Source organism: Actinacidiphila bryophytorum (assembly GCF_016916835.1).
Taxonomy (GTDB): Bacteria; Actinomycetota; Actinomycetes; order Streptomycetales; family Streptomycetaceae; genus Actinacidiphila; species Actinacidiphila bryophytorum.
Genome location: NZ_JAFFIX010000030.1, coordinates 39391 through 62950 on the forward strand (window position 1 = coordinate 39391; position 23560 = coordinate 62950).

Below are 23560 nucleotides of genomic sequence, written 5' to 3' on the forward strand. Positions count from 1 at the left end.
AGTGCGACCGCGGGCAGGTGCGGGCTACTTGGTCGCCCCCCGGGTGAAGCCGTTGTAGATGAACCGCTGCAGGAAGAGGAAGACCACCAGCGTCGGCACCATCACCAGGATCGCGCCGGCCGAGATGTCCTCCCAATGCGCGCCGAAAGGCCCCTTGAAGCGGAAGAGCGACGTCGAGATGGTGCCCAGGTTCTCCGAGGGCATGTACAGGAAGGGGATGTAGAAGTCGTTGTAGACCGTGATGCCCTTGATGATCACCACGGTCGCGATGGCCGGCTTGAGCAGCGGCAGGATGATCCGCCAGTAGATGGTGAAGGAGTTGGCCCCGTCGATCCTGGCCGCCTCGTCCAGCGAGATCGGGATGCCCCTGATGAACTGCAGGAAGATGTAGATCGACACGATGTCGGTGCCCATGTACAGCACGATCGGCGCCCACCGGCTGTCGAACATCCCGAAGCTGTCCACGATCTTGAAGGTGGCGACCTGCGTCGTCACGCTCGGCACCAGCGACCCGACCAGGAACAGCGCGACCACCAGCCGGCGCAGCCGGAAGCGGAAGCGGTCGATCGCGAACGCCGCCATCGAGCCGATCAGCACCGTCCCGCCGATCGAGAACACCAGGATGAAGGCGGTGTTCCAGAACGCCCTGAGCATCTTCCCGGCCCTGAAGGCCGTCACGTAGTTGTGGTAGTTCAGCCAGTCGTGCGGCAGCGTGAGCGCGCCGCTGCCCCGGCTGATCTCCCCTGACGTCTTCAGCGAGGTCAGGAAGACCGCGAGCAGCGGCAGCAGCACCACCGCGCAGGCCAGCAGCAGCGAGAGGTAGACCAGCGACCTCAGCAGCGCCTTGCGGGTCATACGAGATCGTTCCTCTCGTCGGGCACCACGATGCGCTGCAGCCAGGTCACCAGCAGGATGATCACCAGCAGGGCGACGGCCGCCGCCGAGGCGAGCCCCATCTTGTTGAACTCGAAGGCCAGCTTCACCGTCTGGATCACGAAGGTCTGGGTGCCCGCCGCGCCGTTGGTCATGATGAACGGGATCTCGAACGCCGACAGCGATCCGGAGATCGCCAGGATCGCGCTCAGGCTCAGCACCGGCTTGATGCCCGGCGCGATGATGTGCCGGAACTGCTGCCAGCGGTTGGCCCCGTCCAGCTCCGAGGCCTCGTACAGCTCGCCGGGTATCGACTGGATCGCGCCCAGGAACAGCACGAAGTTCAGGCCCATGAAGCGCCACACCGACACCCCGGCGAGTGAGGTGTTGGCGACGCGCCCGCTGCCCAGCCAGGAGTGGTGGCCGTGCACCCCGAAGGCGCCGAGCACCGTGTCGAGGGTGCCGTGCGGCTGGAAGAAGTACAGGAAGACCAGGCCGATCGCGACCCCGTTGATCAGGTAGGGGAAGAACAGGATCCCCTTGAAGAGGTTCCTGAACCGCACGTCGAAGCTCAGCACGGTCGCGAAGTACAGCGCCAGCACGATCTGCACCACCGAGGCGACCAGGTAGTAGATGCTGACGAAGAAGACCTGGAAGAGCTCGGGTCTGGTGAACAGCTCCACGTAGTTCCTGGTGCCGACGTAGTTGCGGTCGGGGCTGACCCCGTCCCAGTCGGTGAAGCTGTCCCTGATCATGTTCCCCACCGGTATGCAGGTGAAGGTGACCAGCAGAGCCAGCGGCACCGCCAGGTAGAGCCACGGCGTCACGGTCCGCCAGACCCGGGCGCGGGTCACAGGCTTGCGGTCTTCTGCGCGGAGGCCCACTTCTTGGCGAGGTCGGCGAAGATGCCGTGCAGGTCGCCGCCTGCCGCACCGCGGGCCACGTCGATCAGGTGCCGGCGGTAGTCGGGCTTGTTCGTCATGCCGATCTCGGACTGGTTGTCGATGCTGGTGACCTTGGCGCTCTGCGCCTGCGACATCTCCACGAACCGCACACCGGCGTCCTGGAAGGGCTTGAGCGCCGACGGCATCGCGCCGCCCTTGAGCGTGGGGACGGCCTGGTTGGTCTGCACGTAGCCGGACTTGTCGGTGAACCAGTCGATCCAGGCCCGCGCCGCCGCCTTGTGGCCGGAGTGGATGTTGACCGCCTCCTGGTAGTCCGGCGCGACCGGGGTGCAGAACTTGCCGTCCTTCTGCGCCGGGAAGGGCATGTAGCCGATCTCGCCCGGGTCCTTGCCGGCCTTCTTGGCCGCGTCCTGCATCTGCACGATGGCCCACGAGCCCAGCCACATGGTGCCGATCTTCCCGGTGGCCAGCAGGTTCTTGCTGTTCTCCCAGTTGGTGGTGGTCGGGTCCTGCTCGGAGAGCTTGTCGTGCACGATGTCGTACAGCAGCGTGTCGCCGATGTTCAGGTCGGTGCCGGCCTGCCAGGGGTCGGACTGGGTGGCCGGCTCGTCGCCCGCCTTGGGGTCGCAGGTCGCCGCGCCCTGGACCTGCGTCCAGGCGGTCAGCGGCCAGCCGTCCTTGTAGTTGGTGTAGTACGGGGTCGCGGACGTCTTGGCCTTGACGGCCGCCAGGTCGGCGAGGAACTCGTCGGGCGTCGTGGGCCAGTCGGTGATCCCGGCCTGCTGCCACACGGTCTTGTTGTAGACGAAGCCCTGGACATTGGCGAAGTTCGCGATGCCGTAGACCTTGCCGCCCACCGTCGCCTTGTCGGTGAAGGTGTACTGCTCGGCCAGCGCGTCCGCGGTGCCCAGCGAGGCGAAGAACTTCGGGTAGTCCAGGGTCTTGATGGCCGCCGGGATCATGAGCACGTCGCCGTAGTTCGACGTGTTCATCCGGATCTTGACCTCGCCCTCGTAGTCCGTGATGCCCTCGAAGGTGACATGGACCTTCGGGTAGAGCTTGGTGAACTCGGCCGCGTACTTCTTCATCGTGCCGTCCTGCACCAGGTCGGTGCGCTGGGTCAGGACCTTGATGTCGCCGGTGACCTTGCCGGGGTCCGCCGGTGAGTCGGCGGAGTCCCCGCCGGAGGCCGAGGAGCCTCCGCCGCCGCAGGCCGTCGCCAGCAGCGCCATGGCGGCGAGCAGCGAACCGGCGAGTGCTGAGCGCTTCATGTGCACCATCTCCGTTTCCACGACGTCCGAGCGAGTCCGGGAGGGGACGACGCGCAGCGCGGTACTTAAGCGATTCAGTAGTGGAACGACGGCACTATTGCATTGGGTTGTGGGGCGGTAAAGACAGTGATTCAGCGCTGATGCTTAACCGTTACACAGCGGTTCAGTGGAAGCAGCCGTACCGCCGGTGGGGTAGGTTGGGCGCCGACCGGCAACACGCCGTTTCCAGCAGAGGAGGTGGGACCGATCACCGCTGTTCCGTATGTCGCGCTCCCACCGCACGGCCCCGCGAGGCCGACGGCCTCCTGACCGGGCCGGGGGAGCGCCGACCGCCCTCCCGAGAGGTTCACATGTCGGACTCCGCCACACCCCCCGCCGCACCGCTGCCCCTGCTGGCGCTCCACGCAGGCGTCGTCACCCAACTCAGGGCCGCGGGCTGCGTCTTCGCCGAGGACGAGGCGCACATCATCCTGGCCACCGCCACCAGCCCGCAGGAAGCGGCCGCGATGGTCGCCCGGCGGGCCGGCGGGCTGCCGCTCGAACACGTCGTCGGCTGGGCCGACTTCTGCGGTCTGCGGATCGCCGTCGACCCCGGGGTCTTCGTGCCGCGGCGCCGCACCGAACTGCTGGTGCACGAAGCCGCCGCACTCGGCAGGGCCGCCGCCGCGCCGGGGCGCGAACTCGTCGTGGTCGACCTGTGCTGCGGCTCCGGCGCCGTCGGCGCCGCCCTGGCGGCGGCCCTGGGGCGCACCCGGCTGTACGCCGCCGACCTCGACCCGGCCGCCGTCGCCTGCGCGTCCGGCAACCTCGCCGCGGCCGGCGGGCAGGTCCACCGCGGCGACCTCTTCGATGCCCTGCCCCCGCAGGTGCGCGGCACCGTGGACCTGCTGGCCGCCAACGTCCCCTACGTTCCCAGCGGTTCGGTCGCCCTGCTGCCCGCGGAGGCCCGCGACCACGAGGCGCTGATCGCCCTCGACGGCGGCGGCGACGGCCTCGACGTGATGCGCAGGGTCGCCGCGCAGGCAGCCGGCTGGCTCGCGCCCGGCGGCTCGCTGCTGACGGAGGCGAGCGAGCGCCAGGCCGCGGCGGCGGCGGGCATCCTCTCCGCCGCGGGCCTGGCCACCCGTGTCGCCACCGACGACGACCTCGGTGCGACGGTGCTGATCGGCACCCGGCCGGCGGACTGAGTCCGCCCGCCGGCGCGCGCCGCTCAGCGCGCGACGGCCGGCCGCGCGGCCGCCTTCTCGGTGAGGAAGGCGGCCACGCGGTCCAGTGCGGCGTCCGCGTCGTCGAGACGCCCGTAGTGGTGCTGGAAGACGTGCGGCACGCCGGGCCAGACCTCCAGCGTGACGTCGACCTCGTCGGCGCCCGCGCGGCCGGCCAGGCGTACGGCGTCGTCCAGCAGCACCTCGTTCGACCCGACCTGCACCAGCAGCGGCGGCAGCCCCGTCAGGTCGGCGAAGACCGGGCTGGCCCAGGGGTGCGCCCGGTCGCGGTCGCCGAGGTAGTGGTCGGCGTAGGCCCGCAGGTCCTGTGCGGTGAAGATCGGGTCGGCGTCCTCCTTGGTGCGCATGCTCGCGCCGCTGAGCGTGAGGTCCACCCATGGCGACAGGACGGCTGCCGCCGCCGGCTGCGGCAGCCCGGCCTCCCGGGCCGCGAGCAGCAGCGCGACCACGGCGCCGCCGCCGGCCGAGTCGCCGGCCACGACCAGCTCGCCCGGGTCCATGCCGCCCGCCAGCAGCTCGCGGTAGGCGGCGAGCCCGTCGTCCACCGGGGCGGGGAAGGGGTGCTCCGGCGCCAGCCGGTAGTCCAGCGACACCGCGGGTGTCCCGGCGCGCCGGGCCAGCTCGCCGACCAGCCCGGCGTGCGTGTCGGGCGAGCCGACGACGTACCCGCCGCCGTGCAGGTAGAGCAGCAGGCCGCGGCGTCCTGCGCCGGACGGGCGCAGTTCGAGTGCCGGGCGCCCGCCCAGCACGGTCCTGCGGGTGGCGACGCCCTCGGGCGCCGGCCGGGTGAGGGCCTGCGCGAAGGCGAGGCGCTCGGCCTCGGGTTCCGGGTTGTGGTCGCTCGGGGCGCTGCGGAGCAGGGCGTCCAGGGTGTCGCGTTGCTGCCGGGTCATGCTGGCCTCCAGGGCATGAGGAATGATGGATTCCTTGGAATGCATCTGTCCCGTGCCAACCGGATTCCCCAGAAGTTGATTCCCTGGAATCTAAAGGAGCTTTCTGTGAGCTACGCCACTGAGGTCTTCATCGACCTCGTCCGCGTCGAGACCCGGCTCTACAACGCCCTGAACTCCGGACTCAAGGCGGAACTCGGCCTGGGCCTCGGCCAGTTCGAGTTCATGGAGATCATCGGCCGGGTGCCCGGATGCCGGGTGCTCGACATCGCCCGCGAGGTGGCCATCACCGTGGGGGCCGCCAGCAAGGGAGTCGACCGCCTGGAGGCTGCCGGGTGGTGCGTACGCAGCGCGCACCCGCAGGACCGCCGCTCCTCGGTGCTCGGCCTCACCCCGGAGGGCGCCGCCCTGCTGGACCGCGCCCGCCCCGCGGTCGAGCGCCGGGCCGCCGCGCTGACCGCGGGCGTGCCCCGGGGCGAACTCGACGCGATGGCGGCGACGCTGGCGGCGTTGCGCACCGCCCTGGAGCGCCGCTCGCCGGCCGGCACGGAATGAGCCGCGGGGCGGCTGGGCACTGGGTGCGGGAAGGGGGAGGGGCCGGTCAGTCCTGCTGCTCGGCGGTCCGCAGCCCCGCCGTCCACTTCTCCTCGATGTTGCCGAACTTCCACACCGCGAAGGCCACCGCCCACGTGGTGAAGAAGAGGCCGACGATGACGTAGCCGACGATGTTCAGGTCCAGCCCGCCGACCCAGTCCCAGAAGGCCCCGTGCAGGTCCGCCTTCTCGCCGACCAGGCCGAGCAGCTCGACGGTGCCGATGATCAGCGCGACCGCGACCGACAGGCCGGTGATGGTCAGGTTGTAGTAGACCTTGCGCACCGGCTTGGAGAAGGCCCACTCGTAGGCGAAGTTCATGAACGAGCCGTCGATGGTGTCCAGCAGGCACATGCCGGCCGCGAACAGCACCGGCAGGCACAAGATCGCGTACCAGGGCAGGCCCGAGGCGGCGCCCGAGCCCGCGAGCACCAGCAGGGCGATCTCGGTCGCGGTGTCGAAGCCCAGCCCGAACAGCAGGCCGATGGGGTACATCTGCCAGGGCTTGGTCACCGACTTCATCAGCCGGCCGAGCAGCCGGTTCATCAGGCCGCGGTTGTTGAGCTGCTCCTCAAGGGCGGCCTCGTCGAAGTGGCCGTCGCGCATCTGCCGGAAGACCTTCCAGATCCCGGCCAGGATCAGCAGGTTGACGATGGCGATGGCGTACAGGAACGTCCCCGAGACCGTGGTGCCGATCCAGCCGGTCACGGTGTGCAGACCGGAGCTGTCGTCCTCCACCGGGTCGGCCAGCGACTTCACCCCGAGCGAGAGCAGGAAGGCCAGCGCGAAGACGATGCTGGAGTGGCCCAGCGAGAACCAGAAGCCCACCGACAGCGGGCGCTTGCCCTCGTGCATCAGCTTGCGGGTGGTGTTGTCGATCGCCGCGATGTGGTCGGCGTCGAAGGCGTGCCGCATACCGAGGGTGTACGCGGTCACCCCGATGCCGATGCCGAAGGACTTCGTGCCCACGCTGTAGTGCTCGGGGGCGACGATCGCCACCAGGGTGAACCACCCGATCACGTGCAGCGCCACGATGAAGGCGGCCATGCCGCCCAGCCGGGTCCACTCCGCCCGGGTCATCGAGCCGCGTATCCGGCGCCAGCGGGACCCTGCGGGGGCGGGGGCCTCGGTGGTGGTGGTCATCGTTCGTCCTCCGTCGGAGCCGCAGGGGGCGCTTACCGCAACAGACTACTTGTTGCGAATGACTCGCAATAGCCTGCCCCTGCCGTGCCGCGTTCACACCCGCCGAGGTCAGCGCGCCGGCGCACTGCTCCGCAGGCGCCGACCACCCGTGCGGACAGGCTGACCGGCCGCGCGGAGACGCTGATCACACCTGCCGGGAAAGCGTGGCCGATGTCCGTTCGTCCTGATTGACGCACGACAGAACGGAGCCCTACGCTCGGCGTGTAGTGATGACGTGGGGAAGCTGGTGGAATTCCAGCACGGTCGCGCCACTGTGACCCGCCGCCGCAACCGGCGTAACGGGGAGTCAGACAGCCGCTCATCACGACGCCCATGGAACAGGGACGCACGATCCCCGAAGGAGGGCTCACCTTGAGCAGCATTTCCGCACCCCGCCCGGCCGCCACGCCGGTCGTCCTGCCCGCCGCGAAGGCCGCGCTGTGGCTGGTCGGCACCGCCGTACTCGCCCTCGTCGCCTACTACTTCATCGGTGTCGACCAGGGCGCCGTCTCCGTCTTCGGCAAGGACATGCACATCCACGAGTTCGTCCACGACGCCCGCCACTTCCTCGGTTTCCCCTGCCACTGACACCGCCGGAACCCGAGGTATCGGACAACTCGACATGGAAAAGAAGCTCATCCTGCGCGGCCTCCTGGCCGGCGCAGCCGCCGGGCTGCTCGCCTTCCTCTTCGCGCGGGTCTTCGCCGAGCCGCAGATCGGCAAGGCGATCGACTACGAGAGCGGCAGGGACGCCGCGCAGGCCGCACTGGACAAGGCCGCGGGGCTGCCCGCGGCCGGCGCCGACCCCGACCTGTTCAGCCGCACCGTCCAGGCTGACGTCGGGATCGGCGCCGGCATGATCGTCTTCGGTATGGCGATGGGCGCGCTCTTCGCCGTCGCCTACGCCGTGTGCCTGGGCCGGGTCGGCCGGCTGCGCGCCCGCACCCTTGCCCTGCTGGTCGCCGGCGGCGGATTCCTCGGCATGTACCTGGTGCCGTTCCTGAAGTACCCGGCCAACCCGCCCGCCATCGGCCACGAGGACACCATCAGGGCCCGCAGCGGCCTCTACCTGATCATGGTGCTGCTCTCGGTGGCCTTCCTGGTCGCCGCAGCGTGGCTGGGCAGACGGCTGCAGCCCAGGTTCGGCAACTGGAACGCCACGCTGCTGGCCGCCGGCGCCTTCGTCGTCGCCATCGGCGCCGTCATGGCGATCCTGCCCCCGCTGGGCCATCTCGCGTACAACAAGGAGCACTTCGGCAACCACGCCACCGAGACACCGCTGCCGCTGACCGACGCCGACGGCCGCATCGTCTACCCGGGCTTCCCCGCCGACGTGCTGTTCTCCTTCCGCTGCTACTCCGTCGCCGCCCAACTGCTGCTCTGGACCGCGATCGGCCTGGTCTTCGCGCCGCTGGCGGAACGCCTCCTGCACCCGCGGACCCAGGCCGCCGCACCAGGAGCGGCGCCGCTACCCGTATGACGCGCCAGCCGCACGGCACGGCGGCACCGGGCGCGTTGGTCGAGGAGATCACCGCGCTCGGGCCGTTCTTCGCCGTCACCATCCACCCCGCGGGCGCACCGCCCGCGGAGCCCTGGCGCCCGATGAGCACGGGGCTGCTCGCCGAACGGGCCGCCGCCGTCCGCGGCTACCTCGCCGCGGCCGGCGGTCAGCCCGCGTCGGCGGTCGAACCGCGGGTCGCCGCGTCGGTCGCCCATCTCGGCCTGGCCGCAAGGCTGGCGTCGCCCGCACTGGCCGCCGCGGTCCTGCACGGGCGGCCGCTCGGCTACGACCTCGACGCCGTGCGCTGGCAGCCCGCGCTCGGCGGCCCCGTCCCGCTCTCCCTGCCCGACGACGCCCTCCACCAGCCGCAACCCGACTTCACCCGGCTCGCCGACACGGTCGCCGCACTGCTGCTGGCCGGGCCGCTCGCCGAACTCGCCGCCCGCGTCGCCCAGTCCGGCGTCTCGCCGCACATCCTGCTGGGCAACACCGCCTCCGCGGTCAACGGCGCCGCCACCGCACTGGCCGCCGCCCGTCCCGAACTGGGCGCCCGCGCCCGGGCGTTCACCGACCTGCTGCTGCAACGCCCTCCGCTGCGCCCGCAGAGCGCCCGCACCACCGGCGGGGCCTTCCTGCGGCGCAGCTGCTGCCTGATCTACCGCTCCGCCCCCGACCGCAAGGGCGCCCTGTGCGGCGACTGCGCCCTGCGCACCGCCCCCGGCACCCCTGTGCCACACTCCGGCGGGTGAAACAGATCTACGTCATCGGCATCGGCGCAGGTGACCCCGAACAGCTCACCCTGCAGGCGGTACGCGCCCTGGGGCGCGCCGACGTGTTCTTCCTCCTCGACAAGGGCGAGGACAAGTCGGACCTGGCGCACCTGCGCGAGGAGATCCTGCGGCGGCACGCCTCCCGCTCCCACCGGGTGGTCGTCGCCACCGACCCGGACCGCGACCGCAGCGTCGCCACGGGGGCGTACGCACCGGCCGTCGACGCCTGGCGCCGCCGCCGCGGCGACCTCTACCAGCGGCTCATCGCCGAGGAGTTGGCCGACGGCGGCTGCGGGGCGTTCCTGGTCTGGGGCGACCCGGCGCTCTACGACAGCACCCTGGCCATCCTGGAGGACGTCCACGCCCGCGGTGCCGGCGACTTCGACTGGACGGTGATACCCGGCATCAGCAGCGTCGCCACGCTCGCGGCCCGCCACCGCACCGGCCTCAACCAGGTCGGCCGCCCCGTCCACATCACCACCGGCCGCCGCCTCACCGACGGCGGACTGCCCGACGGCGTGGACGACGTCGTCGTGATGCTCGACGCCCACCAGGCCTTCACCGCCCTCACAGGACAGGGCCTGCACATCTACTGGGGCGCCTACCTCGGCACCCCCGACGAGATCCTGCTGTCCGGCCCCCTCACCGACACCCTCGCGGCCGAGATCCGCACCACCCGAGCCGAGGCCCGCGCCCGCAAGGGCTGGATCATGGACACGTACCTGCTCCGCAGGTCTCCTCGCGGCGGTCCGACGTGACGCCCGGCGCGCGGCGGCGCCCCGCCCCGGCCTGCCCGGGGCCCGCAACGCCCGTCGGCGAGAACCGCGCCGGGGCGGCGCCCCGGCCCGCCGCGCAGGACAGCCTGCCGGGTGCGGCACGTCCGGTACGTCGGTGGCCCGCGCCGGTGGCGGCTGCTGGTGTTCGGTGCCGGGCGGCGGCTCGCCGCGGGGTACGTCCTGGGCGGCGGGGTGCCGTCGATGCGGCGGGCCGGCGGTTGCGCTGCGGGGCGGCGTGATGCGGCGGGTGCTGGTGCTCGGCGGTACCGCTGAGGCCCGGGAGTTGGCGGAACTGCTCGCCGGCGACGGGCGGTTCGGGGTGACGACGTCGCTCGCGGGACGTACGCCCGAGCCGCGGTTGCCTGCCGGGCAGGTCAGGACCGGCGGGTTCGGCGGGGCCGAGGGCCTGGCCGGGTGGCTGCGCGAGCAGCGGGTCGACGTCGTCGTCGACGCCACCCACCCCTTCGCCGAGGCGATCAGCCGGAACGCGGCGCTCGCGGCCCGCACCGCGGGCGTACCGCTGCTGGCGCTGCGCAGACCCGGGTGGAGCCCGGGGGAGGGCGACCGCTGGCACGGGGCCGAGAGCCTCGCCGCGGCGGCGGCCCTGCTCCCGGGCCTCGGGCACCGCCCCTTCCTCACCGTCGGCCGCGGCGACCTCGCCGCCTTCGCCGGCGTCCCCCTGCCCTGCCTGGCCCGCTCGATCGCCCCGCCGCTTCCCCCGCTGCCCGCGCACTGCCAGGTCCTGCTGGACCGCGGCCCCTTCACCCTCGAAGGCGAGCGAGACCTGCTCCGCGAGCACCGCATCGACGTCCTGGTCACCAAGGACAGTGGCGGCCCGGCCACCGCCCCCAAGCTCGCCGCCGCTCGCGAGGCGGCCCTCCCCGTCCTGATCGTCCGCCGCCCGGCCCCGCCCCCGGGCCTGCCCACCGTCACCACCGCGTCCGCCGCACTGCACTGGCTCCGCGCCCGCTGACCCGGCCGCCCCCCTCGGGAGGAGCCGGGCGTGGCGACCCGGGGGAGCGACATGGCGCGACACGCCGTACGCAGTGGCCTGGACCGCATACCGTGGGGGCAGCGGAAGTCGGCAGGAGCGGGGGACGGATGGACGCTGAGCTTGCGAGCTTGTGGGGGCCGGGTTCCGCCGCGCTGGTCACCCTGCTGGTGACCGACACCTTCACCAGCGTCAAGGCCCGGCTCGGGCGGCTCTTCGGGCGTACGGACCCCGTCGGCGAAGCGGTGCTGCCCGGCGAGCTGGCGGAGGCCGGGCAGGACCTGGCCGCGGCCCGGGCGCGCGGCGACTCCGAGGCCGCCGGGAGCGCCGCGGCAGCACTGGAGGACGCCCTGCGGGCCGCGCTGACCACGCTGCTGCGGGAACGGCCCGACCTCGCACCGCAGTTGCGTGACCTGCTCGCCGAGGCGATCGGGCAGGAGCGGACCGCCACCGCCCCGCCGTCCCTCGCGGCGCAGCACCCCGCGCGGCTGCCGCGCATCACGGTGCGGCCGATGCGTCACTACCAGAACAACGAGGACCTGCTGCTGCGGATGGACACCGTCGTGGCGGAACGCGCCGCCGCAGGCGTCCCGGCCTTCCTCTATCTGACCGGCATCCCGGGCATCGGCAAGGACGCCCTGGCCCGCCGCTGGCTCCAGCGCAACGCGGGCGACCTGACAGGACCCCAGCTGGAGGCGTCCCTCGGGCGGGACACCCGCGGCAACCCGCCGTCGCCGGCCGCCGTGCTGGAGGGCTGGCTGCGCCGGCTCGGCGTGCCCGTACAGGACCTGCCCGCGGAACCCGCCGATCTGCTCGGCCTGCTCGCGCGCACCGTCCACGGCCGGCGTGCGGTCTTCCTGCTGACCGACGTCATGACCCCCGCCCAGGTCAGGCAGTTGGTGCCGGAGGACGGTGAACTGCCCGATAGCGTCGTGCTGCTGACCAGCCGCTCCCTGCTGCCGGGCCTGGTCGGCGGCTTCGACGCCGAGCCGCTGACGGTCGGCCCGCTGGACGGCGAGCACAGCCGCAGGCTGCTGGTGGGCGTCGGGCGGCTCGACCCGGACACCGCGGGCACCGAGGCCGTCCGGCAGATCACCGCCGGCTGCGACGGCCTGCCCCTCGCCCTGGTCGCGGTCGGGGCGCAACTGGCCGTCGGGCCGCCCGGCCTGGCGGAGGAGGTCGCGGCGGCACTGTCCCGTGCAGCGACCCGCATGGACGCCCTGTCCGCGGACATGGACGAGGACATGTCCGTCTCCGCGGCCCTGACCCCCGGCTACCGCGACCTGGACCCGGAGACGGCCCGCGTCTACCGCAGCCTCGGCCTGCACCCCACCGCCGAGTTCGAGACCGACGTGCTGCGCGCGGCGCTGCCCGACATGGAACTCGCCGCCCGGCACCGCGCATTACGGCGGCTGACCGCCGCAGGCCTGGTCCAGCCGGTGAGCGGCACCCGGTACCGTTTCGCGCACCCCCTCATCCACAGCCACGCCCTGGAGCGTGCACGGACCGAGGAGACCGCGGCCGCCCGCGACCGCGTCACGGACCAGGTCACCGCCTTCTACCTGGAGGTCCTTGAGCGTTCCGAGGCCGCACTGTCCGGCCGCCACCGGCACGACCCGGCCGGCGTCTACCCGGGCTACGCCCCGACCGCACCGGTCGACGAGGCGGCGGTGGTCGCAGGGCTCGAACGCCGCCACGACACCCTGTGCCAGGCGGTGCGGCTGGCCCACGAGGCCGGCCGCCACGAGCAGGCCTGGCGGATGGCCCAGGCCATGCACACCTACTTCCTCAAGACCCGCCGGCACACCGACTGGATCAGGGTCCACCAGTGGGGTGTCGCGTCGGCCCGCGAGACCAACGACCTGCTCGCGCTTGCCCGTATGCACTTCGAGACCGGTTTCGCCCACCAGGACCGATGCAGCGCCGACCGGCGCGACCCGCAGGAGGCCCGCACCCACCTGGACGCTGCCATGGAGCTGGTCGCCGCACCCGGCAGGACCCCCACCGAGGCCGAGCGCAGGACCCGGTCCAGCGCCCTGGAAGCCCTCGGCCTGCTCGCGGCCAAGATGGGCGCACCGCACGAGGCGCTGGCCCGTATCGACCAGGCGGCCGAAGCGCTCGGCGGCATCGCGCACCCGCGTGGCCGCGCCCTCTTCGCCCTGCACCGCGGCACCTTCCACGCCCTGGCGGGCGAGCACGACCTGGCCGAGGCCCAACTGCTCGCCGCGCACGACGGGTTCGCCGCCCTGGCCCCGCCCAACCGCTTCAACCAGGCCAAGGCGCTGACCCGTTACGCCGAGGACCGGCGCGCGGCCGGACTGACGGCCGCCGCACTCGACGCGGCCGACCGGGCGCTCGCCGCACTCGATGGACAGGGCACGCCGTACCAGACGGCCGACATCCTGCTGCTGCGCGGCACCCTGCACGGCGAGTCCGGCGGCAGCGCCCGGGCAGCGGCGGACCTGGCCGCGGCCCGCGACATCTTCCGCGCCCTCACCAGCCCGCGCGCCGCCGACGCGGCCGGCCTGCTGGCCCGCTACGGCGGGGGAGCCTCACCCGGCGGCGACGTCGAGTAGCCCGGTGCCGCAGCCCTCCCCGGTCCGCACCTCGATCCGCACCGGGTCCGCTCCCGCAGGCCCTGCCACCGCCATCACATGGTCGTGGACGACGGACGCCGCCGCGGCGGCCGTCGCCCACCACGGGCGCTCACCCGCCCACACCGCCCGCAGCGTGCGCCCGTCCCGCAGCACCAGCAGCGCACCGCCCGCGTCCTGTTCGACCGCGAGCAGCGCAAGGCCCGGGTACCGCCGGAAGACCGCACCCCAGGCGTCCGCACCCGCCGTCCGCAGCGGCCGGCCCGCCGGCACCGTCAGCACATCGGCGGACCCCACCCACTCCGTGTCCGGGTGGTCCACGTCGGCCAGCAGATGCGCCCCCGCCAAGTGCCGCTCCGCCGTCCCGCGCTGCAGCGCCGCGGGGAAGCGGCGCAGATGCGCCCTGCCGTCCCGCAGGCCCGTGGAGGCGAAGACCGGCGGCTCCGCGGGCAGCGCCCGCCCCACCGTGCCCGCGGGCAGCGGCACCAGCGACGGCACCGCGGGCCGCTCGGGCTCGGGCAGTTCGAGCCAGCCGTAGAACAACTGCCGCAGCAGGGCCGCAGAACGGCCCGGATGCGACGTCAACGACTCCCGAACGACCTGCAGTTCGGCGTCTCCCGCCTGCCGGACGGCCGCGTCCTCCAACTGGGCCTGCACGCCGGTGTGCGGCAACAGCCGCGGCAGCAGCTCCCCGAGCCTGGCCATCGGCGACGACACCGCCACCTTCGCCTCGGCGAAGGCCCCCAGCACCGCGGGCACCCCGAGCCGGACCCCGTACAGCGTCAGCGAGCCGTGGTCGCCCAGCAGTCGATCCGCCGCCAGCAGCGCCGCCTTCCACGTCTGGCTGTCCGGCACCGGCAGGATCAGCCCGTGCTCCACCAGCGGCGCCAGCCAGCTCTGCATCTGCCAGGCCCCGTGCCCGTACCAGGCGTTGGGGTGTACCGCGGCCAGCACCCGGTATTCGTCCAGCGGGAGTTCGGCCAGTGCCCGCCGCAGCACCGCGCGGTCCGGATCACCGGCCGACAGGACGGAACCCTCGCCCCAGGTGGACGACACCACCACCAGCCGCTGCCCAGGCCGCACCCCCAACGCCCGCCGGTAGTCGGCCCGGAAGGGCGCACTGGCCTGCAACTGGTCGCAGCACGGGTCCCCGGCGACCACAGCGCGAGGCACCGCCTGCGGGCAGCTGACCGCCAGCCGCTCCCGCTGCTCCTCGTGCGACAGCACGATCGCCGACGGCACCACCCGGCCGTCGTGCATCAGCCACTCGGGCGACAGCCCGAAGGACACAGCGGGGCCGTCCCCGCCCTCCGGCGCGAGCCGCTTGCCGTAACCGGCGCCGTGCGGTGCCCCGATCAGCGGGGTCCGTAAACCGTGCAGGTCGCCGCCGCGGCTGGTGGCGATGGCGACGTCGAACATGCCGGCCTTCGCCTGCGCCCACGGCACCTGCACCATCCCGCGGGCGGTGAGGAACTCCGCCGTCCCCGCGTCGAAGGCGGAGGAACCGGTGCAGGTGAAGACCGTCTCGACCCGCGGGTCGCCGGCGAACACCGCCAGCAGGTCCAGCAGCCGCGTCGCCGAGGTGACGTTGTGGACGACACCCAGCACGGTCCGCTGCGCCCGGACGCTCACCCAGCGGTCGCCGTCGGCGCGCGAGGACAGCGGCAGCGGCAGCCGTCCGTCTCCGCGACCCGTCACCGCACACCCACTCCCCAACCGGCCACACCATACCCGGCAGACGATAACCCGCCGCCTGACGGGTACGGCCGCGCCGCTCCACGCCCGGCGCACCGGGCCGCATCAACCGATCGGTTGACCCCGCGGTCCACCGTCCGCCGCGGCACCGCACCCCCGTGGCCGATCCGCGGCGGCCGCCCCGCGCGGGAGCCTGCTCGCACGGGCGGCACAGCGCCCCCGCGGGGGCCGGCACCGGCCCCGCACCACGCAGCGGAAAGGGCCAGGGGCATGGCGGTCATCGAGGTCGAGCACCTGCACAAGAGCTACGGCGGCGACATCGCGGTGGACGACGTGTCCTTCACCGTCGGCGAGGGGGAGATCTTCGGCATCCTCGGCCCGAACGGCGCGGGCAAGACCACCACGGTCGAGTGCCTGTCCGGGCTGCGGCCCGCCGACCGCGGCCGGCTGCGCGTCCTCGGCCTGGACCCGCGCACCGAACGGGACGCGGTACGCCGGGTGCTCGGCGTGCAGCTGCAGGAGAGCGGGCTGCCGGACAAGCTGCGGGTCCGCGAGGCCCTCGACCTCTTCGCGTCCTTCCACCCCGACCCGGCCGACATCCCGGCGCTGCTTGACCGCCTCGGCCTCGCGGCCAAGGCCGCCGCCCCCTACCGGACCCTGTCCGGCGGGCAGAAGCAGCGGCTGGCCATCGCCCTGGCCGTCGTCGGCCGGCCCAGGGTGGTCGTCCTGGACGAGCTGACCACCGGCCTCGACCCGCACGCCCGCCACGCCACCTGGGAACTGGTGGAGCAGATCCGTGCCGAGGGCGTGACCGTCGTGCTGGTCACCCACTTCATGGCGGAGGCCGAGCGGCTGTGCGACCGGGTCGCGCTGATCGACGCCGGGCGGGTGGTCGCCCTCGACACCCCCGCGGGCCTGGCCCGGCGGGCCGGGCAGCAGCAGCGGATGCGCTTCCGCCCGTCGGCGCCGCTGGACGAGGACACGCTGCGCGCGCTGCCCGAGGTCACCGCCGTCACCTGGCGCGGCCCGCAGCTGGAGGTCACCGGCACGGGCGACCTCGTCGTCGCCGTCACCTCGCTGCTCGCCAGGCGCCAGGTCATCGCCGCCGACCTGCGGGTCGACCAGGCCACCCTCGACGACGCCTTCATCGCCCTGACCGGCCGCGAGCACCCGCAGCCCGGCCCCGCGGGCACCCGCTGACCGCCGACCCGCCCCGCCTCGAAGGAGACACCGTGACCGCCACCACCGCCCCGCCCCGTATGACCGCCCGCGGCTTCCGCACCCTGACCGCGACCCAGGCCAGGCTGCTGCTGCGCGCGCCCGCCGCCCTGGTCTGGCTCGCCTTCCCGCTGCTGCTGCTCGTCGTCTTCGCCAACATCCCCGGTTTCCGCACCGCCGACGACGACCTCGGCGGCAGGAGCGTCCTGGACGTCTACGTGCCGACGATCGCCGCCATGGTGCCGCTGTTCCTGGGCTGCACGGCACTGCCCGTGACCATGGCCGACCACCGCGAGAAGGGCTTCCTGCGCCGGCTGTCGGTCAGCCCCGTCCCGGCGGCCGGGATGCTCGCCGCCCTGCTGGCCGTCATCGCCGCGCTCGCCGCGGCGGGCGTCGCCGTGATCACCGTCGTCGGCAGCCTCGTCTACCACGTGAAGGCCCCGGCCTCACCCGGCGCCGTCGTCGCCTCCTTCCTGCTCGGCACCACCGCGGTGCTCGCCGTCGGCCTGGTCGCAGCGGCCCTGGCCCGTACCTCGTCCGCCGCGAGCGGCATGGGTGTCCCGATGATGGTGCTGAACTTCTTCTTCAGCGGCCTGTACCTGCCGCTGGCCGAACTGCCGCATTCCGTGCAGGAGATCGGCCAGTACGTGCCCTTCGGCGCCGTCATGGCCGCCTGGGACGGCCGCGGCGCCCTGTGGGCGCACCTCGCGGTGCTCGCGGCGTACACGGTGCTGGGCAGCCTGCTGGCCGCCCGGCTGTTCCGTTGGGAATGATGGACGGGTGACGGCAGTGCGAGACGACGCCCCCGACGTGCGGTTCCAGCAGCTCCAGCGGCAGCTGCCCTTCGTCGGGCTGGCCGTCTCCCTGGTGCTGGCCCTCGCGCTTGGCCCGCACACCGCGGCCCACATGGCGCAGGCCTGCGGGCTGTCCGTTGCGACCGCCCTGTGGCTGTCCTTCATGCACGTCCCCTACCCGGCCCCCGAAGGGCAGCGCGCCAGGGCCGTCGTCTTCGTCGCCGGGCTGCTCGTCCTCATCGCCGCGCTGGTCACCCTCAGCCCGCTCTTCGGCTTCTTCGGCTTCACCGGCTACCTCCAGGTCGCGCTGCTGCCCCGCCCGCTGTGGGCGCCGGCCGTCGCGGTCAACGCGGCCCTGATGGCGACCACGCAGGTCGGGGGCGTCGCCAACCTGCACGGCGGCACCCTCGGCGTCTACGCGGGCCTGGTCGTGGTGAACGTGGTCTTCGCCGGCGTCATCACCTACCAGGGCATCGAGGAGGACCAGCGCAGCCGCAGACGCGCCGAGACGATCGGCGAACTGGCCGAGGCCAACCGCCGGCTGCGCGAGACGATGCAGGAGAACGCCGGGCTGCACGCCCAACTGGTCACCCAGGCCCGGGAGGCCGGCGTCCTGGACGAGCGGCAGCGGATGGCAGGCGAGATCCACGACACCCTCGCGCAGGGCCTGACCGGCATCGTCACCCAGCTGGAGGCCGCGGAACGCTTCGACGCCGACCCCGTACGCCGCGCCCGGCACCGCGAACTGGCCAGGACCCTGGCCAGGGACAGCCTCGCCGAGGCCCGCCGCTCCGTGCAGGCGCTGCGCCCAGGACCGCTGGACCAGGCGGCCCACCTGCCCGGCGCCCTGGACGACCTCGCCAGGCGCTGGTCGCGCACCTCAGGGGTCACCGTCCGGGTCGAGGTCACCGGCAGCCCCGTACCGCTGCCGCCGCCGGTGGAGGTCGCGCTCTTCCGCACCGCACAGGAGGGCCTGGCCAACATCGCCAAGCACGCCGCCGCCTCCCGCGCGGGACTCACGCTCTCCTACACCCACGAGGTCGTGATGCTCGACGTGCTGGACGACGGCACGGGCTTCGACAGCGCCCCCGCGGCCGACAGTTACGGCCTGACCGCCATGCGCCGCCGGCTCCACCAGGTCGGCGGCAGCCTGGAGATCGAGACCGCCCCGGGCGACGGCACCGCCCTGAGCGCCAGCGTCCCGGCCACCACGCAAACCCCGGCACATCCCGCAGCCGGCGACGCGTGACCCTGCGCCGCGTCCCGTGGCCGCTCACGACGCGCGAGCTCTCGCGGCGTCCGGCGGCCGACGGGCCGCGCCGGACTGCCTGCCGCGTCCGCTGGCCGTCCACGACACATGACCGCCCGCCACGTTCGGCGGAGCGCGCGCGTGACTGCCCGCCGCCACCGGACGCAGACGGGTGACCGTCGCCCGCATCCCGCGAAGGAAGAGGCGTGTGACCCTTTGCCGCGTCCGCGGCAAAGCAGCGGCGCCCCCGTCCGGCGGCCGTGCACGACGCGAAACCGCCCGCCCGGCCGGGAAGAGCACCTGACCGTACGCCGCGTCCCGGCGGAGAGCGGACGGCCGCCGCCCGCGTCCCGCGAGGGACAATGGCGTGTGACCATTCGCCTGCTCATCGTCGATGACCACCCCGTCGTCCGCGACGGCCTGCGCGGCGTCTTCGAGGGCGACCCGGACTTCACCGTCGCGGGCGAGGCCGCCGACGGGGGCGAAGCCGTCGACCGGGCCGCCGCCCTCGCCGTCGACGTCGTGCTGATGGACCTGCGGATGCCGCGCATGGGCGGCGTCGAGGCGATCAGGCTGCTCGCCGAGCGCGCCCCCGACATCCGCGTGCTGGTTCTGACCACCTACGACACCGACGCCGACGTGCTGCCCGCGATCGAGGCCGGCGCCACCGGCTACCTCCTCAAGGACGCCCCCCGCGAGGAACTCGTACGGGCCGTGCACGCCGCCCACCGCGGCGAGGCCGTCCTCGCCCCCACCGTCGCCCGCCGCATCCTCGGCCACGTCCGCACCCCGGCCCCCGCCCCGCCCGAGACCACCCCGACGGAACGCGAGCTGGAAATACTGCGCCTGGTCGCCGCCGGCACCACCAACAAGGAGGCGGCGCACCGCCTGTTCATCAGCGAGGCCACCGTCAAGACCCACCTGCTGCACCTGTACGCCAAGCTCGGCGTACGCGACCGCGCCGCGGCGGTGGCCGCCGCGTACAAGGCGGGCCTGCTCGACTGACATCCCCCGCCCGCAGGCGCCGCCGCCCGGAGCGGGGGATGATGAAAGGGACCGGCAGCCCAGGCCGGGAGGCAGCCATGGACTATCCGGAAACGTACGAGCTGGTGTTCCACGCCGCCGCCGTCGAGGACGACGCGGTGCTGGTCCACCGCACCGACCGGGCCGGCGCCGGCGGCTACCCCATCTACCAGGACGAAACCGGCATCGTCCGCGCCGAGATCAGCGCGGACGGCGAGGTCCGCATGGTCGCAAGCGGCGGCCACCAGACACCCGACATCCCCCTCGCGGTGCGCTGCGTACGCCGCTGACCGCGCCCGGCACTCAGTGGGCGCTGCCGCGGCCGGCACCGTCGATCAGCACCGCACGGTCACGTGCGGCGACCACCGCTGCCGACAGGCTCTGGATGTCGTAGGCCCCGTGGTGCCGCCGCCCGTTGATGAAGAAGGTCGGCGTGCCGGACACCCCGCTCAGGTCCGCGGACTCCACGTCCCGCTCCACCCGCGAGGCCCCCAGCCGCCCGCGCAGCGCCTCACGGAAGGCGACCACGTCCAGCGACAGCTCCTCGGCGTGCGCCAGCAGGTCCTTGACCCCCAGCCGGTCCTGGTTCTCGAACAGCCGGTCGCGCATGTCCCAGAAGGCCCCCTGCAGCCCCGCGACCTCCGCCGCCTCCGCGGCCAGCTGCGCATGCGGGTGCACGTCGGTCAGCGGCAGGTGCCGCCACACGTAGCGGACGTCGCCGAAGTCGGACAGCAGCTCGCGCACCACCGCCTCTGCCTGCCCGCAGTAGGGGCACTCGAAGTCGCCGTACTCCACCACCGTCACGGGTGCGTCCAGCGGCCCGCGGACGTGGTCGCGCCCGGGGTCCACCGGTTCTGCCAGGTCCACGACCGACTCCGCGGTGCCCAGCAGTGCCCGCGCCCTGCGCTCCTTGGGCAGCCGGGAGGTCACCAGCGCCACCAGGGACGTCGCGAGCATCGCGAAGACCACCGCGCTGAGCACGCCGATCTTCGCCTGGTCCAGCTGCCGCCCGTCGAAAGCCAGCGTCGCGATCAGCAGCGACACGGTGAAGCCGATCCCGGCGATGGTCCCGCCGCCGGCCACCGCACCCCAGCCGACCGGCGGGCGCATCCGCCCCCCGCTCAGCCGCGTCGCCAGCATCGACGCGCCCACGACACCGATCGGCTTGCCCAGTCCGTAGCCGAGCAGGATGCCCAGTGTGATCGGCGAGGTGAAGGCGCTCGACAGCAGCGACCCGTCGATCTTGATGCCGGCGTTGGCCAGCGCGAACAGCGGCACGATCACATAGCTGCTCCACGGGTGGTAGAGCCGCTGCAGGCGGTCGTTGGGCGACAGCGCGGAGGCGATGCCCTGCCGCGCCTCCCGCTCCAGGTCCGGCGTCGGCTGCTCGCGGAAGGACCGGAAGAGCCCGCTCGCCCGCTCCAGCGCGTCCCGCGAGGCCGGGTAGGCGTACGACAGCATGCCCATGATCAGACCCACCACGACCGGGTCCACCCCGGACTGCAGGAAGGCGCCCCACGCCACGATCCCGAACAGCGCGTACACCACCCCCCGCCGCGTCCCCGTCCTGCGCACCAGCGCGGCCACCACCAGGGCGCCCACCCCGATCAGCAGCGGCGTCCACGACAGGTGCTCGCTGTAGGCCACCGCGATCACGGCGAGCGCCACGAAGTCGTCGACGACCGCCACGGTGAGGATGAAGGTGTGCAGCCGCCGCGGGAACCGCGACCCCAGCAGCGCCAGCATGCCCAGCGCGAAGGCGGTGTCGGTCGACATCGCCGTCCCCCAGCCGTGCGCCGAGGACCGGCCCGCGTTCACCGCCAGGTAGATCGCGACGGGTACGACCATGCCGCTGATCCCCGCCAGCAGCGGCAGCGGGATGCGCCGCCGGTCCCGCAGTTCCCCCATGTCGAACTCGCGCCGCGCCTCCAGGCCCACGACCAGGAAGAACAGCGTCATCAGCCCGCTGTTGACCCACTCGCGCAGGTCCATGTCGATACCGTGCGACCCCAGCCGCACCGACAGGTGCGTCTCCCACGCCGAGGTGTAGCTGCCCGGCGCGATGTTCACCCACGCCAGCGCCGCCAGCGTCGCGGCCAGCAGCACCGCCGCACTGCCGGTCTCGGTACGGATGTACGCCCACGGCGACGACGTGCCGGAGCGGTTCCGCTCTGTGCGACCTGTCAAGGGCGTGGCAAAGCCCCGGAACATCCAGCCTCCCGCTGTTCGACTATGAGCGACACCCTGACACGTAACGGCCCGCCGCGGCGCGCCGACCCGGTAGGCGGACACGTATCCGCAGGCAGCCCCCTGGTGGGAGGATGGGAGCGGCCGGACATTGGACGACGACGAGGGGGCGGCCGGTGATGGCGCGGGACGATGCCGTGATCGGCTGCACGGGGGAGCTGCTGGTCGGCACCCGCGGCGCACAGGGGCCCGGAGAGGTCCTGGTACGGGTCAGGGGCGGCACCGAGGCGTTCCTCGCGTGGTCCGACGATCCGCTGCCCAAAGGCGCCACGGTGCTGGTGGTGGACTCCCGCGGCACGCGCCAGGTCGACGTGATCGAGTGGGCCGACCCGCTGGAAGCCCCGGCCGGCTGAGCCGCGCAGACGAAGGAGAAGTCAACGATGTTCGGTTATCGCGTACCCGCCCCCGACGAGGCGATGCTGATCTCCGGCGGCCGCCGGGGACTCGGCGGCGCGCCCTTCCGCGTGGTCACCGGGCACGGCAAGTTCGTCCTGCCGGTCTTCCGCAAGACCCGGTTCCTGACCCTGGCGATGTGCGAGTCCGAGGTCGCCGAGACCTGTGTGACCCGGCAGGGCATCGCGCTGACCGTCAAGGCCGTCATCGCCTTCAAGGTCGGCAACGACCACGAGAGCATCGTCAACGCCGGCCAGCGCTTCCTGTCCGACCAGGACCAGATGTCGATCCTCACCGGCCGGATCTTCGCCGGACACCTGCGGTCCATCATCGGCTCGATGACCGTCGAGGAGATCGTCACCGAGCGGCAGAAGCTGGCCACCGAGGTGCTGGAGACCTCCAAGACCGAGATGGCCAAGATCGGCCTCAGCGTCGACTCGCTGCAGATCCAGTCCATCGACGACGGCGACACCGGCTACATCGAGGCGATGTCCGCCCCGCACAAGGCCGCCATCCAGCGGCAGGCGCAGATCGCCCAGGCCCAGGCGACCCAGGCCTCCGTCGAGGCCCAGCAGGCCGCGGCCCGCAACCAGGCCGAGTACGCCCGGCAGACCGCCGTCGTGCAGGCCGAGTACACCGCCCAGGTCGACCGCGCCCAGGCGCAGGCCGCCCAGGCGGGGCCGCTCGCCCAGGCCCACGCCCAGCAGGAGGTGCTCGCCGCGCAGACCGAACTGGCGCTGCGGGCGGCAGAACTGCGCCAGCAGCAGCTGGTCGCCGAGATCGTCAAGCCCGCGGAGGCCGAGGCCGAGCGCATCCGGGTGCTCGCCGTCGCCGACGCCGAGCGGATGCGCATCCAGGCCGCCGCTGCCGCCTCGCACGACCGGGTCGCCCTGGACCGGATGCTCATCGACCAGCTCCCGCAGATCGTCAAGGAGGCCGCGGCCGGCCTGTCCGGTGCGAACGTCAACGTCCTCAACGGCGCCGACGGCCTCAGCGAGATCGCCGCGGGCCTGGTCAGCCAGGGCCTGACCATCCTCGACTCGGTCCGCAAGAACCTCGGCTCGGAAGGCGCCGCCGGGACCCCCTCCGGCGAGGTCGAGGTGCGCGGGCGCGGCAAGGCGGGCGAGGGGCGCGTCGACATCGACTGACCCGCCCCCAGGCACCCGTCGACGACGCCGCCGAGGCCTTGTGCCCGGCGGCGTCCGCACGTCCCCCGGCAGGCTGCTTGCGCTGCGAGTGGCGCCCCCGCAGCACCGGACGCACAGTGGAACGAGAGGGCCGGACTCCCTGTCCGCGCCGGACGCCCGCCCGCCGGGCACCGAACGCGCGAAGGCCCCGCGAGGTACCGCCGCACGAGGCGAACTGCCCGG

The 23560-nt window shown here is 73.2% G+C and carries 22 protein-coding genes; 15 read left to right on the forward strand and 7 right to left on the reverse strand.

Annotated features, from left to right (window positions below; genetic code table 11):
* Positions 1-24 precede the first annotated feature (24 nt).
* The 3 genes from JT723_RS30875 to JT723_RS30885 are packed head-to-tail and all read right to left on the reverse strand — an operon-like array spanning position 25 to position 3049.
* Positions 25-855, reverse strand: coding sequence for a carbohydrate ABC transporter permease (locus tag JT723_RS30875; RefSeq protein WP_205048157.1), 831 nt, complete (start codon positions 853-855; stop codon positions 25-27).
* Complete coding sequence (locus JT723_RS30880) at positions 852-1757, reverse strand: carbohydrate ABC transporter permease (RefSeq protein WP_372441396.1); 906 nt, start codon at positions 1755-1757, stop codon at positions 852-854. The genes JT723_RS30875 and JT723_RS30880 overlap by 4 nt, the downstream gene beginning before the upstream one ends.
* Positions 1724-3049: an ABC transporter substrate-binding protein gene (locus JT723_RS30885; protein WP_205048158.1), complete on the reverse strand. Its 1326-nt coding sequence runs from the start codon at positions 3047-3049 to the stop codon at positions 1724-1726. The genes JT723_RS30880 and JT723_RS30885 overlap by 34 nt, the downstream gene beginning before the upstream one ends.
* Positions 3050-3399: 350 nt before the next feature.
* Between JT723_RS30885 and JT723_RS30890 the strand changes: the two genes are divergently transcribed.
* Positions 3400-4236, forward strand: coding sequence for a putative protein N(5)-glutamine methyltransferase (locus tag JT723_RS30890; protein ID WP_205048159.1), 837 nt, complete (start codon positions 3400-3402; stop codon positions 4234-4236).
* A 23-nt stretch (positions 4237-4259) separates the two neighbouring features.
* Here JT723_RS30890 and JT723_RS30895 read toward each other — a convergent pair whose 3' ends face one another.
* Positions 4260-5168: an alpha/beta hydrolase gene (locus tag JT723_RS30895; protein WP_205048160.1), complete on the reverse strand. Its 909-nt coding sequence runs from the start codon at positions 5166-5168 to the stop codon at positions 4260-4262.
* Between the two features lie 105 nt (positions 5169-5273).
* Between JT723_RS30895 and JT723_RS35980 the strand changes: the two genes are divergently transcribed.
* The gene (locus JT723_RS35980) at positions 5274-5720 is read left to right on the forward strand and encodes a MarR family winged helix-turn-helix transcriptional regulator (RefSeq protein ID WP_205048161.1); all 447 of its coding nucleotides are present in this window, start codon (positions 5274-5276) and stop codon (positions 5718-5720) included.
* A gap of 46 nt (positions 5721-5766) precedes the next feature.
* Here the strand turns inward: JT723_RS35980 and nicT are convergent, their stop codons facing one another.
* Positions 5767-6837: a Nickel transporter NicT gene (gene nicT / locus JT723_RS30905; RefSeq protein ID WP_307794129.1), complete on the reverse strand. Its 1071-nt coding sequence runs from the start codon at positions 6835-6837 to the stop codon at positions 5767-5769.
* 474 nt (positions 6838-7311) lie between these two features.
* On the opposite strand from nicT, the gene JT723_RS30910 reads away from it, so the two are divergent.
* From JT723_RS30910 to JT723_RS30935, 6 genes are all read left to right on the forward strand, one after another.
* A complete protein-coding gene (locus JT723_RS30910) occupies positions 7312-7527 on the forward strand; it encodes a CbtB domain-containing protein (protein WP_240166448.1) in 216 nt (71 codons plus the stop codon).
* A 34-nt stretch (positions 7528-7561) separates the two neighbouring features.
* Positions 7562-8419, forward strand: a complete 858-nt coding sequence (locus JT723_RS30915) for a CbtA family protein (protein ID WP_205048164.1) — start codon at positions 7562-7564, stop codon at positions 8417-8419.
* On the forward strand, positions 8416-9189 hold the full coding sequence (locus JT723_RS30920) for a (2Fe-2S)-binding protein (protein ID WP_205048165.1): 774 nt from the start codon (positions 8416-8418) through the stop codon (positions 9187-9189). Before JT723_RS30915 ends, JT723_RS30920 begins: the two co-directional genes overlap by 4 nt.
* Positions 9186-9968 (forward strand): precorrin-6A synthase (deacetylating), encoded by a 783-nt coding sequence (gene cobF, locus JT723_RS30925; protein WP_205048166.1) that lies wholly within the window; start codon positions 9186-9188, stop codon positions 9966-9968. The genes JT723_RS30920 and cobF overlap by 4 nt, the downstream gene beginning before the upstream one ends.
* A 256-nt stretch (positions 9969-10224) precedes the next feature.
* Positions 10225-10959 carry a cobalt-precorrin-6A reductase gene (locus JT723_RS30930; protein ID WP_205048167.1) on the forward strand — a complete coding sequence of 245 codons (735 nt, stop codon included), beginning with the start codon at positions 10225-10227 and terminating at the stop codon, positions 10957-10959.
* A gap of 128 nt (positions 10960-11087) precedes the next feature.
* Positions 11088-13553, forward strand: a complete 2466-nt coding sequence (locus JT723_RS30935; RefSeq protein WP_205048168.1) for a hypothetical protein — start codon at positions 11088-11090, stop codon at positions 13551-13553.
* Here the strand turns inward: JT723_RS30935 and JT723_RS30940 are convergent.
* A complete protein-coding gene (locus tag JT723_RS30940) occupies positions 13530-15269 on the reverse strand; it encodes a hypothetical protein (RefSeq protein ID WP_205048169.1) in 1740 nt (579 codons plus the stop codon). The genes JT723_RS30935 and JT723_RS30940 overlap by 24 nt on opposite strands.
* A gap of 267 nt (positions 15270-15536) precedes the next feature.
* Here JT723_RS30940 and JT723_RS30945 point away from each other — a divergent pair, with 267 nt between their 5' ends.
* The 5 genes from JT723_RS30945 (at position 15537) to JT723_RS30965 (ending at position 19840) form a co-directional block, all read left to right on the forward strand.
* Entirely contained in the window at positions 15537-16466 is a 930-nt protein-coding gene (locus JT723_RS30945) for an ABC transporter ATP-binding protein (RefSeq protein ID WP_205048170.1), read from the forward strand.
* A 32-nt stretch (positions 16467-16498) separates the two neighbouring features.
* Complete coding sequence (locus tag JT723_RS30950) at positions 16499-17257, forward strand: ABC transporter permease (protein ID WP_251513906.1); 759 nt, start codon at positions 16499-16501, stop codon at positions 17255-17257.
* 7 nt (positions 17258-17264) lie between these two features.
* Positions 17265-18527, forward strand: coding sequence for a sensor histidine kinase (locus tag JT723_RS30955; RefSeq protein WP_251513908.1), 1263 nt, complete (start codon positions 17265-17267; stop codon positions 18525-18527).
* A 369-nt stretch (positions 18528-18896) separates the two neighbouring features.
* Positions 18897-19532, forward strand: a complete 636-nt coding sequence (locus JT723_RS30960; RefSeq protein ID WP_205048171.1) for a response regulator transcription factor — start codon at positions 18897-18899, stop codon at positions 19530-19532.
* 77 nt (positions 19533-19609) lie between these two features.
* Entirely contained in the window at positions 19610-19840 is a 231-nt protein-coding gene (locus JT723_RS30965) for a DUF6296 family protein (RefSeq protein ID WP_205048172.1), read from the forward strand.
* 13 nt (positions 19841-19853) lie between these two features.
* Here the strand turns inward: JT723_RS30965 and nhaA are convergent, their stop codons facing one another.
* Positions 19854-21761 (reverse strand): Na+/H+ antiporter NhaA, encoded by a 1908-nt coding sequence (gene nhaA, locus JT723_RS30970; RefSeq protein WP_205048173.1) that lies wholly within the window; start codon positions 21759-21761, stop codon positions 19854-19856.
* Positions 21762-21916: 155 nt separating this feature from the next.
* On the opposite strand from nhaA, the gene JT723_RS30975 reads away from it, so the two are divergent.
* Positions 21917-22150 carry an NfeD C-terminal domain-containing protein gene (locus JT723_RS30975; RefSeq protein WP_205048174.1) on the forward strand — a complete coding sequence of 78 codons (234 nt, stop codon included), beginning with the start codon at positions 21917-21919 and terminating at the stop codon, positions 22148-22150.
* 27 nt (positions 22151-22177) lie between these two features.
* Positions 22178-23338: an SPFH domain-containing protein gene (locus JT723_RS30980; RefSeq protein WP_205048175.1), complete on the forward strand. Its 1161-nt coding sequence runs from the start codon at positions 22178-22180 to the stop codon at positions 23336-23338.
* The last annotated feature ends 222 nt before the right edge of the window (positions 23339-23560 follow it).